This is a genomic window from Caballeronia sp. M23-90 (assembly GCF_053574605.1).
Map to the genome: position 1 here is coordinate 1 of NZ_JBSIPA010000193.1, position 11,530 is coordinate 11,530.

An 11,530-nucleotide genomic window follows, 5' to 3' on the forward strand; every position below is an offset into this window, starting at 1 on the left:
TGCGCACGCCGCCGCCGGGCAGCCGGACTTCGAGCAGCTTCACGCGCGGTTGCTGCCTGAGCAACATTTGATGCACGGGTTTGCCGGCGAAATCGACTGTCGATTCAATCCAGTCGTCCGCCACGCCCGCCATGCGCGCATAGGCGAGGCGCGTGCCTTTTTCGCGGAGTTTCACGTAGTCGAAGTTCGCGCCGTTCGCACCGCCGATCAAGTGAACGGTGGTCACGCACCAGCCGGCCGCGAGCTTGTCGCTGATGCCGGGATTGACGAAGAGCAGATCGTCGTCGAGATGGGCTACGACAGTGATGAGCGACCCGGCGTGGCAATCGGCGGCTGGAACGGATGGTTGCGCCGACGTTTGCGCGATGGCCGGTGAGAGCAGGGCGCTGATGGCCCACAGCAGTATCGATAAGCACGCAACAGCCAATCTCCGCATGGAACGGCTCATTTGCATGATTCCCCCGTATGGCATTTTTTGTCTGCTGAATCAGTGAATCTGGCAGCTTGAAGTGTAGCGGCGCGACGTTCCGTTGCCGAGCGAACATGGAAGGAGGGTTTGGCGGATTGTGGGGAGTGGGAAAAACAAAACCCCGCCTGCCTTGCGGCAAGCGGGGTTCAGTTCATCCGGCGGGAAAGCCAGAAGCGATATTGGTGGAGGCGGCGGGAATCGAACCCGCGTCCAGTAGCGCTCTACGACCAGTTCTACATACTTAGTTCTATCATTTGATTTAACCTGGCGACGCGGACGAACACGCTTCGCTTCGGCGATTCACTAAATTTTCGACCTTGGCGTCGCGACGCCGACAAGGCTTATCTGACGTATATGACCTCTCTCGGTATTGCTACCGGTCTTGCGACTCTAGTCCGTCAGTAAACTAGGGAGAGGCAGGCGGCCCTTAGGCTGCCAGTGCGAACGTTTCGTCGTTTGCAGTTACGTTTTTCCCATTGATTTACGAGGTGACGGGTCCTCGGTATGCCCTAGCCGCTTCGCAACCCCTGTCGAAACCAGGTCGCCCCCGAAGCATTGCGTATTATCTCACAGATCCAGCCGCCATCAGCGTCAGTGCAAGGACTGAAGGACACCGCAACTTATTGCACATCCCGCAGCAATTGCTGCAATTCGATAGTCGTTTCTACCACGTGATCAGCATGCCAGCGCGTGGGCGGCAAGTCCGTGCCGCAGTAGCCATAGGCTGCCGCCACGGTGACCATGCCGGCCGCGAAACCCGCTTGAACGTCGCGCAGATCGTCGCCCACATACACAACCTGCTCGGGCTTTTCTTCCATCAACTCGGCGGCGTGAAGCAAGGGCGCCGGATGCGGCTTCGAGTGCGAGGTCGTGTCGCCGCAAACCACGCACGCCGCCCGTTCCGCAAGTCCGAGCAATGCCACGAGCGGTTCAGCCAGCCGCGTGACCTTGTTCGTCACGATGCCCCATCGAACACCGCGGGCATCGAGCTGATCGAGCAGTTCATCGATACCCGGAAACAGCGTCGTTTCAATACAGAGATCCGCTTCGTAGTTCGCCAGGAACTCCTCGCGCATGGCTGCGTAATCCGGATGTTCGGGACTGATCTCGAACGCGCCGCCAAGCAAACCCCGCGCGCCCGCCGATGCCAGCGGCCGCAACGTCTCCAGCGGACGCATCTCGAGCCCACGGTCGTGACGCATCTTGTTGACGGCTGCGACGAGGTCGGGCGCGGTATCGGCGATCGTGCCGTCGAGGTCGAACAAGACCGCCTGACACAGCTTCAGCCGGTCCTTGTCCAATTCCTGCTGCGAAGAGGGCGTCGGGTCGTCGCTCATGAAAGTCCGTACGGGTTCAATGACGCTCGGTGGCGTCGGGTCCGCATCTGTGGAGTTCGAGTTGTCGTTCGGTCGGTCGTTCATGTTCGTTTTCGTCATGCCACGCGACGGCAAGCCATCAGGTAGTTGATGCTAGTGTCGTCGGAGATGCCAAAGCGCTTGGCGAGCGGGCGATAAGTAATCCCCTTGATCTCGACGATATCTAATTGCGCCGAACGCACAAGTTGCGCAAGTTCTGACGGCTTGATGAAACGCGCATAGTCGTGCGTGCCGCGCGGGAGCATCCGGGCAATGTACTCCGCGCCGATCACCGCGAACAGGTACGCCTTGGCATTGCGATTGAGCGTGGAGAAGAACACCCAGCCACCCGGCTTCACCAGCGTGGCGCAAGCCTGGACAATCCCGGCGGGGTCGGGTACGTGTTCGAGCATTTCCATGCACGTGACGACGTCATAGGTGCCCGGTTCACGCGCAGCAAGCGCTTCTGCCGCAATTTCCTCGTATTCGACTTCCACACCGCTTTCCAGGCTGTGCAAGTCGGCCACGCTCAGCGCATTCGACGACAAATCCACGCCTTTCACCTTCGCGCCGCGCACCGCCATGGACTCGGACAGTATCCCGCCACCGCAGCCGACATCCAGCGCGCGTTTGCCCGGCAAGTGAGCCAGGCCGTCGATCCAATCGAGCCGCACGGGGTTCAGTTCATGCAGCGGTTTGAATTCGGCATTCGGGTCCCACCAGCGATGAGCCAGCTCGCTGAATTTCTGAAGCTCGTGGGGATCGGCATTGATCATGTGCGGATAGCCTTGAAACGAAGGTCGTGAACAGTCAGGCACCAAGTATATAGGCGGTGACGGAACCGGGTAAAACGGGCCGGAGAAAGAAGGGGGCAGCTTGTGGGCGCCGGGCGCGCATAAAAAAAGCCCCGCCGAAGCGGGGCTTTGATCCTGCGGCAATCAGTCGCTAAATTACTGCGGCTGACGCGAGGTTCCAACAACTTCGACTTCCACGCGACGATCCGGTGCGAGGCAGGCGATGAGTTGCTTGTGGTTCTTCTGGTTGCAACCGGTGGTAACCGGGTTGCGCTTGCCCTTGCCTTCCGTATAGATACGGTTGGCTTCGATGCCCTTGCTGACCAGGTATGCCTTGACAGCTTGTGCACGACGCAGCGACAGACGATCGTTGTACTTGTCCGAACCGATGCGGTCCGTGTAACCCGTAGCGACCACGACTTCCAGGTTCAGGTCGCCAATCTTCGATGCGAGATCGTCAAGCTTTGCCTTACCAGCCGGCTTCAGGATTGCCTTGTCGAAGTCGAACAGAGCGTCAGCTTGGTACGTAACCTTCTGGCTTTGGATGACCGGAGCAACCGGAGCGACCGGTGCCGGCGGCGTCGGTGCTTGCGCTACCAGCGCGCCATCGCACTTTGCGTTTGCCGTAGCCGGGGTCCAGAACGCATCGCGCCAGCAAAGCTCGTTCGTACCGTTCATCCACACATATTCGCCCGTGCCGTTCACCCAGTTGTCATTAACTGCCTGACGTGAAGCCGGGACCGATTGCGCCATAGCCGATGCAGCCATAACTGCGGTAGCTGCAATGAACGCGAGCTTTGAAAGTTTATTCATATTTCTCCTCTCGAAATTGAGATTACCGCAGGTTTACTGCGAGCCTTGTTGACAAAGACAAGTCATACATTGCTCGAAGTATAACATTACCGCGGAACAAAACGCTGTGTGTAGACTTCGAGCAGTGTCTAACTTTGTGCGTTGGCATTTTGCCATATCGTTCCCTTGCAACGATAAAAATATCCCCGGGGCCCCAATGCCTGCAACCTTATGTGGTGCATGCGCAACAAGACGGGGCATGGGAAAAGCAGGGTTTGATATGCGCGTCTTATGCGCATGATACGTGCCCACCCGGAACTTTTTGGCAAAACATCAATACATTTTTTTTGCTGATTTTTTGTGCACTTTTCAGCGACTGCAAAAATCTCGGTCGTGAATCATAGCGGGTTAGTCTGACGTTTTCACTTCCTCATGCAAAGCAAATTGTAAGCTTCGGCTACAGCGCTTCTCGATTCTCCGGAAAAGTTCCCTCGGGTCTGTCCTGCCCGGCTGCTTACCGCGCATGCACTGTATGTATATACGCGCCGCTGCCGGGCACGGATGCCGCGCATGTTAGAATCGCGTGATGCGTTGCGTTCGCAATGCCGATGCCAATCGCCGGTGAATTCAGGGGGAAACGTCGCAAAACGCACGTTTATTCCGCGCCGGCGCCGCACAGTTCAAGACACGGATAAATGGATCAATTCGCCAAAGAGACTCTGCCAATCTCCCTCGAGGAGGAAATGCGCCGCTCATATCTCGATTACGCGATGAGCGTGATCGTGGGGCGAGCGCTCCCCGATGTCCGCGACGGCCTGAAGCCTGTCCACCGTCGCGCACTCTATTCCATGCACGAACTGAACAACGACTGGAATCGCGCCTACAAGAAGTCGGCGCGTATTGTCGGCGATGTGATCGGTAAATATCACCCACACGGCGACCAGTCGGTGTACGACACCATCGTGCGGATGGCGCAACCGTTCTCCCTTCGCTACATGCTGGTGGACGGACAGGGCAACTTCGGTTCGGTCGACGGCGACAATGCCGCGGCCATGCGATACACCGAAATCCGCATGGCGAAGATCGGCCACGAACTGCTGGCGGATATCGACAAGGAAACAGTCGACTTCGGTCCGAACTACGACGGCAGCGAAAGCGAGCCGCTGGTTCTGCCGGCGCGTATTCCGAATCTGCTGATCAATGGCTCGGCCGGCATCGCGGTTGGCATGGCGACGAACATTCCGCCGCACAACCTGCGCGAAATCGTCGACGCCTGCATGCATCTGCTGAACAACCCGGATTCCACCATCGACGAACTGATGGAAATCGTTCCGGCACCGGATTTTCCGACGTACGGCGTGATCTACGGCGTCTCGGGCGTGCGCGATGGGTATCGGACAGGACGCGGGCGCGTCGTGATGCGCGCGACCACGCACTTCGAAGAGATCGATCGCGGCCAGCGCATGGCGATCATCGTCGACGAAATCCCGTATCAGGTGAACAAGCGGACGCTGCTCGAGCGCATCGCCGAGCTGGTGAACGAGAAGAAGATCGAAGGCATCTCGGACATCCGCGACGAATCCGACAAGAGCGGCATGCGCGTGGTAGTCGAGCTGAAGCGCGGCGAAGTGCCCGAAGTGGTGCTGAACAACCTGTACAAGCTGACGCAGCTCCAGGACACGTTCGGCATGAACATGGTCGCGCTGGTCGACGGCCAGCCGCGTCTGCTCAACCTGAAGCAGATGCTGGAGTGTTTCCTGTCGCATCGGCGGGAAGTGCTGACGCGGCGCACTGTATACGAACTGCGCAAGGCGCGGGATCGTGGTCACGTGCTGGAAGGCCTGGCGGTGGCGCTGGCGAATATCGACGAATTCATCCGCATCATCAAGGCTGCTCCCACTCCGCCGATCGCGAAGCAGGACTTGATGAACAACGCCTGGGATTCGGAAATCGTTCGCGAAATGCTGTCGCGCGCGGAAACCGAAGAATCGGGCGGGCGACAGGCGTACCGGCCGGAAGGTCTGAATCCGGCTTACGGCATGCAGGCAGATGGCTTGTACAAGCTTTCCGACGTTCAGGCGCAGGAAATTCTGCAAATGCGCCTGCAACGCCTGACCGGGCTCGAGCAGGACAAGATTGTCGGCGAGTACAAGGATGTCATGGCGCAGATCGCCGATTTGCTCGATATCCTCGCGCGTCCGGAGCGGATTCGCGCAATCATCGTGGACGAACTGGCGACCGTTCGCGCCGAGTTTGGCGACGACCGCCGTTCGCGCATCGAACTGAACGCCACGGAACTGAACACCGAAGACCTGATCACGCCGCAGGAAATGGTCGTGACCATGTCGCACACCGGTTATGTGAAGTCGCAGCCGTTGTCGGAATACCGCGCGCAAAAGCGCGGTGGCCGCGGCAAGCAAGCCACGCAGATGAAAGAAGACGACTGGATCGACACGCTGTTCATTGCGAACACGCACGATCACATGCTGTGCTTCTCGAATCGCGGACGCGTCTACTGGATCAAGGTCTACGAAGTTCCGCAAGGTTCGCGGAACTCGCGCGGCCGTCCGATCGTCAATATGTTCCCGTTGCAGGACGGCGAGAAGATCAACGTCGTGCTGCCGATCAAGGAATTCTCGGCTGAAAAGTACGTCTTCATGGCTACGTCTTTGGGCACGGTCAAGAAGACGCCGCTGGAAGCGTTCAGCCGGCCGCTGCGCAAGGGCATTATCGCGGTCGGACTGGACGAGGGCGATTTCCTGATCGGCGCTGCGATCACCGACGGTGAGCACGACGTCATGCTGTTCTCGGATTCGGGCAAGGCAGTTCGCTTTGACGAAAACGACGTCCGCGCCATGGGCCGTGAAGCCCGGGGCGTGCGCGGCATGCAGCTGGAAGACGGGCAGCAGGTCATCGCGCTGCTCGTGGCGGGCGGCGAGAACCAGTCGGTGCTGACCGCGACCGAAAACGGTTTCGGCAAGCGTACGCCGATTGGCGAGTACACCCGTCATGGCCGTGGCACGAAGGGCATGATCGCGATCCAGACATCGGAACGTAATGGCAAGGTCGTCGCTGCGACGCTCGTGGAGCCGGAAAGCGAGATCATGCTGATCACGAATACGGGCGTGCTGATTCGCACACGCGTGTCGGAGATCCGTGAGATGGGCCGTGCAACCCAAGGTGTTACACTCATAAGTCTTGACGACGGCACGAAGTTATCCGGCCTGCAGCACATCGCCGAGGCGGAAGTGGCGGTCGAACTCGACGCGGATCTGGAAGGTGACGCGGCTGACACACTCGACACACCATCGGCTAGCGACGCTGGCGACAGTCCCGACGACACGTCCGAGGGCGGCGAGGACACAACGTCCTGAACGCCGCCTGATCGGCGAGCACTCGTTCTGTTTCTGAAAGCTTGAATCTATAAGCTGCGCGAACCTGAGCATGTCCCAAGTACATGCCGGCTCGCGCAGCAGTAGAAACGAAAATTTTTTAAGGGAGTAATGATGCAAAAACAGTTTAAACAATGGATCTTGCTGGCTGCTTTGGTACCGGCTTTCGCATCGGCTCAATCGCTCCAGAGCCAATCGGCAGCGCCGGCACCGGCTGCGGCCACAGCGGCTCCGGATCCGGCGAAGCAAGCTGCGATCAAGAACCTGCTGGACGCAATCGACGCGCAAAAGCTCGTCGGCGCCATTGGTAACAGCGCACAAATGCAGTCGAAGCAACTGGTTCCGGCCATCCTGTCCGACGCTTTGAGCGAAAACAAGACGCTGAACGACAAGCAGAAACAAGCTGCCGTTCCTCAGCTCCAGAAGGACACGGTACCGAAGCTGGTTGATTCGGCTGGCCAAGTGTTTGCAACGGATTCGTTCCGTCAGGACGCCATGCAAGCTCAGTACGACGCTTACGCGAAGTACTACACCACGGCTGAAATCAACGACCTGACGACGTTCTACAAGAGCCCGACAGGACGCAAGTTCATCCAGGTTCAGGACCAGGTTGGTCGTGACGTGGTGAATGGCCTGATGCAAAAGTACATGCCGCAAGCCATCAAGGCGACGCGTACGCAAGCAGACAAGGAAGTGGCATCGGTCAAGCCGGCTAAGTAAGTTCAAGCCGGTCGCCGGAACCCGCGGCCGCGAGCGAGTTGTCCACGCGGCGGTTGTTTGGCGGGTTTTCGGGACGGTGCGATAATGGCTGTTTGCGTTCAGACGCAAACAGCCATTTCTTTTTCAGGCGCGGTTCAGGTTTTACTGGCTTAAATCGCGTCCGGCTTTTCGGGGTCTTTATTCATGCGCGTATTCAATTTCTCCGCTGGTCCTGCTGCAATGCCCGAAGAAGTTCTTCGTCAAGCCGCCGACGAAATGCTCGACTGGAACGGCAGCGGCATGAGCGTGATGGAAATGAGTCATCGCGGCGCTGAATTCATGTCGATTCACGAAGCGGCGCTGACCGATCTCCGCGATCTGCTGAGGGTGCCCGCGTCGCACCGGATTCTGTTTTTGCAAGGCGGCGGGATTGGCGAGAACGCAATCGTGCCGCTGAACCTGCTTGGATCGCGCAAGACCGCGGACTTCGTGGTGACCGGCTCGTGGTCGCAGAAATCGTTCAAGGAAGCACAGAAATACGGCACGCCGCATATCGCGGCGAATGGCAAGACGGATCAGGGGTTCACGCACGTCCCGAAGATCGCCGAATGGCATCTGTCCGACGACCCCGCGTATGTCCATCTTTGCACGAACGAAACCATCGACGGCGTGGAGACTTTCGAGATCCCCGATCTGGGCTCTGTGCCGCTGGTCGCCGACGCTTCATCGCACATTCTTTCCCGTCCAATGGACATCGCGAAGTACGGCGTGCTCTTCGGCGGCGCGCAGAAGAACATCGGCATGGCGGGCGTGACGGTCGTGATCGTGCGCGAGGATCTGCTCGATCGTGCGCTCGCGATCTGCCCGTCGGCGTTCGAATGGAAGACCATCGCCGCGAACAATTCGATGTACAACACGCCGCCCACGTACGCAATCTACATTGCCGGACTCGTCTTCAAGTGGCTGAAGAATCAGGGCGGCCTGGAAGCCATGGAGGCGCGCAGTATCGAGAAGTCGTCGCTGCTGTACGACGCCATCGACTCGAGCAGTTTCTATCTGAACAAAGTTGAGCGTCAGTCGCGCTCGAGAATGAACGTACCGTTTTTTCTCGCCGACGAAACCCGTAACGAAGCATTCCTGGCCGGCGCGAAAGCGCGCGGCCTGCTGCAGCTGAAAGGCCACAAGTCGGTCGGCGGCATGCGCGCGTCCATCTATAACGCGGTGCCGCTCGAAGCGGTTAAGACGCTTGTCGAGTATATGAAGGAATTCGAGCAGACCAGCGCCTGATCTGCCCTTCAATGCTTCACCACGCTGGACCGACTTAATCCAAACATCGCATGGACGACGACCTTAATTCTCAACTCAAACCGCTGCGTGAACGCATCGATGCGCTCGACGCGCAGCTCATCGCGCTCCTGAATCAGCGCGCCGCGGTCGCGCTCGAAGTGGGCGAGGTGAAGAAGCATTTCAACGCGCCCGTGTTTCGTCCTGAGCGTGAACTGCAGGTGATCGCGCGGCTTCAGGACATGAGCGAAGGACCGCTTGGCGGCGATCACATCAGCTCGATCTGGCGCGAAATCATGGCGGCGAGCCGCGCGCTCGAACAAACGCTGCGTGCCGCGTTCCTCGGGCCGGTCGGCACGTACAGCGAACAGGCGATGTTCGAGTACTTCGGACATTCCATTGAAGGCCTGCCTTGTCCTTCCATCGACGAAGTGTTTCGTTCGGTCGAAGCGGGCGCGGCCGAGTTTGGCGTCGTGCCGGTCGAGAACTCGGCGGAAGGCGCGGTATCGCGGACGCTCGATTTGCTGTTGCAGACGTCGCTTGTGATCGGCGGCGAACTGGCTTTGCCGATTCACCATAATTTGCTGACGGCGTCGGGCACGCTCGATGGCGTCACGCGCGTGTTCGCGCATCCGCAAGCGCTCGCGCAATGTCAGCATTGGCTGACCGCGAATGCGCCCGAGTTGCAGCGTCAGGCGGTATCGAGCAATGCGGAAGCAGCGCGGCTTGCGGTGGGCGACCCTACCATCGCGGCGATTGCCGGCGATCGTGCCGCAACGCATTACGGTCTGGGGGTGTTCCGATCGATGATCCAGGACGATCCTCACAACCGCACGCGTTTTGTGATGATCGGCAAGGAACGCACGGGCGTGAGCGGGCACGACCAGACGTCGCTGATCGTCTCGGTGGCGAACGAGCCAGGCGCGTTGCTGAAGCTGCTGGAACCGCTGGCACGGCATGGTGTTTCCATGACCCGTTTCGAATCGCGTCCGGCGCGCGTCGGCACGTGGGAGTACTACTTTTATATCGATGTAGAAGGCCATCGCGACGATACGTCCGTTGCCGCCGCGCTTACCGAACTCGGCGAAAAAGCCGAATTTCTCAAGGTCCTCGGATCGTACCCGCGCGCTCGTTGAGCCCTCGCTTTCCACACGCATTTCCATACGCAGATACGCTGGAGAAAATATGACATCGCAATTCGGCCCTTCCTACGTGCGCGCGATCGCGCCTTATATTGCCGGCAAGCCGATCTCGGAAGTGGCGCGTGAATTCGGGCTGAACGAAGCGGATATCGTGAAGCTCGCATCGAACGAAAATCCGCTGGGCATGCCGGAATCCGCTAAGCGCGCAATGACGGAAGCCATGGCCGAACTCGGCCGCTATCCGGATTCGAACGGTTTCGAACTGAAGGCAGCGCTTGGCGAGCGTTATGGCGTGCCGCCGGAGTGGATCACGCTCGGCAACGGCAGCAACGACATTCTCGAAATCGCCGCACATGCGCTGGTGGAGAAGGGCCAGTCGGTCGTGTACTCGCAGTACTCGTTCGCGGTGTATGCGCTCGCCACGCAAGGTCTGGGCGCGCGTGCGATCGTCGTGCCGGCTGTGAAATACGGTCACGATCTCGACGCGATGCTCGCTGCAATCGCCGATGACACGCGCCTCGTGTTCGTTGCGAATCCGAACAATCCGACAGGTACGTTCATCGACGGCCCCGCGCTTGAAGCGTTCATCTCGCGCGTGCCGCGCCACGTGGCGGTCGTGCTGGACGAGGCATACACCGAATATCTGGCGAAGGACAAACGCTACGATTCGATTGCCTGGGTGCGCAAATATCCGAATCTGATCGTATCGCGGACGTTTTCAAAAGCGTTCGGTCTCGCCGGATTGCGCGTGGGTTTTGCCATTGCCCAGCCGGAGCAAACCGATCTGCTCAACCGTCTGCGTCAGCCGTTCAACGTGAATTCGCTCGCGCAAGCCGCGGCCATCGCTGCGTTGAAGGACACGGCGTTTCTCGCGAAGAGTGCGGAGATCAACGCGGCGGGTTATCGCCGGCTCACTGAAGCGTTCGATAATCTCGGGCTCGAATACGTGCCGTCCGACGGCAACTTCGTGATGGTGCGCGTGGGCAATGATGACGCCGCCGGTCAGCGCGTCAATCTCGCTTTGCTCAAGCAAGGCGTGATCGTGCGGCCGGTCGCGAACTACGGCTTGTTACCGTGGCTGCGTATCACGATCGGACTGCCGGAAGAAAACGAAGCGTTTATCGCCGCGCTCGAAAAGGCGTTGTCCGCAACGGCCTGATTGTCTTGTCGGGCGTTGATAGAACGCCCTCGATTGTTCACCCTTCGCGCCTTCGGGCGCGTTTTTATCGATGTCCCGTGGCTGCGTTCTCATTCAATAAACTCGTGATTTTCGGCGTCGGCCTGATCGGCGGATCGCTTGCGCGCGGCCTTCGCGAGCGCGCCGGCGCGACGGGCGAAATCATCGGCGTCGGACGATCCGTGAAGTCTGTCGAGCGGGCGCTGGAACTCGGCGTGATCGACTCGGCCGTGCTGATCGACGACGACAACGCGCTCAAGCAAGCCCTGCACGATGCCGATTTCGTATTGATCGCGGCGCCCGTTGCGCAAACCGAGCCGTTGCTGCGAAGGATCGTGCCGTTCATCGACGCGCGCACCATAGTCACCGATGCCGGCAGCACAAAAAGCGACGCGGTCATCGCGGCGCGCGCAGCGCTCGGCGCGA

At 59.3% G+C, this 11,530-nt stretch carries 9 protein-coding genes, 1 other RNA gene and 1 pseudogene; 6 read left to right on the top strand and 5 right to left on the bottom strand.

All coding sequences use genetic code 11. The annotated features are described in order from the left end of the window. The 5 genes and pseudogenes from ACRXB1_RS19070 to ompA form a co-directional block, all read right to left on the bottom strand. Positions 1-448, bottom strand: a pseudogene (locus tag ACRXB1_RS19070) (hypothetical protein); the annotation flags it as partial. Positions 449-649: 201 nt separating this feature from the next. Further along, positions 650-1,018: a transfer-messenger RNA gene (ssrA, locus tag ACRXB1_RS19075) on the bottom strand. A gap of 71 nt (positions 1,019-1,089) precedes the next feature. Further along, positions 1,090-1,806, bottom strand: coding sequence for a phosphoglycolate phosphatase (gene gph / locus ACRXB1_RS19080; RefSeq protein ID WP_075358880.1), 717 nt, complete (start codon positions 1,804-1,806; stop codon positions 1,090-1,092). Between the two features lie 95 nt (positions 1,807-1,901). Continuing rightward, positions 1,902-2,600 (bottom strand): bifunctional 2-polyprenyl-6-hydroxyphenol methylase/3-demethylubiquinol 3-O-methyltransferase UbiG, encoded by a 699-nt coding sequence (ubiG, locus tag ACRXB1_RS19085; RefSeq protein ID WP_062167343.1) that lies wholly within the window; start codon positions 2,598-2,600, stop codon positions 1,902-1,904. Positions 2,601-2,774: 174 nt separating this feature from the next. Further along, entirely contained in the window at positions 2,775-3,431 is a 657-nt protein-coding gene (ompA, locus tag ACRXB1_RS19090; protein ID WP_056355836.1) for an outer membrane protein OmpA, read from the bottom strand. Positions 3,432-4,105: 674 nt separating this feature from the next. On the opposite strand from ompA, the gene gyrA reads away from it, so the two are divergent. From gyrA to ACRXB1_RS19120, 6 genes are all read left to right on the top strand, one after another. Further along, positions 4,106-6,784 carry a DNA gyrase subunit A gene (gene gyrA, locus ACRXB1_RS19095; RefSeq protein ID WP_174364650.1) on the top strand — a complete coding sequence of 893 codons (2,679 nt, stop codon included), beginning with the start codon at positions 4,106-4,108 and terminating at the stop codon, positions 6,782-6,784. 132 nt (positions 6,785-6,916) lie between these two features. Then, the gene (locus tag ACRXB1_RS19100; RefSeq protein WP_062000939.1) at positions 6,917-7,522 is read left to right on the top strand and encodes a DUF2059 domain-containing protein; all 606 of its coding nucleotides are present in this window, start codon (positions 6,917-6,919) and stop codon (positions 7,520-7,522) included. A gap of 183 nt (positions 7,523-7,705) precedes the next feature. Beyond that, entirely contained in the window at positions 7,706-8,788 is a 1,083-nt protein-coding gene (serC, locus tag ACRXB1_RS19105) for a 3-phosphoserine/phosphohydroxythreonine transaminase (protein ID WP_062167341.1), read from the top strand. Positions 8,789-8,838: 50 nt separating this feature from the next. Then, positions 8,839-9,921, top strand: a complete 1,083-nt coding sequence (gene pheA / locus ACRXB1_RS19110; protein ID WP_086382025.1) for a prephenate dehydratase — start codon at positions 8,839-8,841, stop codon at positions 9,919-9,921. A gap of 49 nt (positions 9,922-9,970) precedes the next feature. Continuing rightward, positions 9,971-11,086, top strand: a complete 1,116-nt coding sequence (hisC, locus tag ACRXB1_RS19115) for a histidinol-phosphate transaminase (protein WP_062000026.1) — start codon at positions 9,971-9,973, stop codon at positions 11,084-11,086. 77 nt (positions 11,087-11,163) lie between these two features. Next, a partial coding sequence (locus ACRXB1_RS19120; RefSeq protein ID WP_449492877.1) for a prephenate dehydrogenase/arogenate dehydrogenase family protein occupies positions 11,164-11,530 on the top strand: 367 nt, incomplete at its 3' end.

What these genes read in the sequence shown, in the direction of transcription:
- gph (WP_075358880.1), bottom strand. Translation starts at nt 1,806, where the DNA reads ATGAGCGACGACCCGACGCCCTCTTCGCAGCAGGAATTGGACAAGGAC.
- ompA (WP_056355836.1), bottom strand. Translation starts at nt 3,431, where the DNA reads ATGAATAAACTTTCAAAGCTCGCGTTCATTGCAGCTACCGCAGTTATG.
- hisC (WP_062000026.1), top strand. Translation starts at nt 9,971, where the DNA reads ATGACATCGCAATTCGGCCCTTCCTACGTGCGCGCGATCGCGCCTTAT.
- ACRXB1_RS19100 (WP_062000939.1), top strand. Translation starts at nt 6,917, where the DNA reads ATGCAAAAACAGTTTAAACAATGGATCTTGCTGGCTGCTTTGGTACCG.
- ubiG (WP_062167343.1), bottom strand. Translation starts at nt 2,600, where the DNA reads ATGATCAATGCCGATCCCCACGAGCTTCAGAAATTCAGCGAGCTGGCT.
- pheA (WP_086382025.1), top strand. Translation starts at nt 8,839, where the DNA reads ATGGACGACGACCTTAATTCTCAACTCAAACCGCTGCGTGAACGCATC.
- serC (WP_062167341.1), top strand. Translation starts at nt 7,706, where the DNA reads ATGCGCGTATTCAATTTCTCCGCTGGTCCTGCTGCAATGCCCGAAGAA.
- gyrA (WP_174364650.1), top strand. Translation starts at nt 4,106, where the DNA reads ATGGATCAATTCGCCAAAGAGACTCTGCCAATCTCCCTCGAGGAGGAA.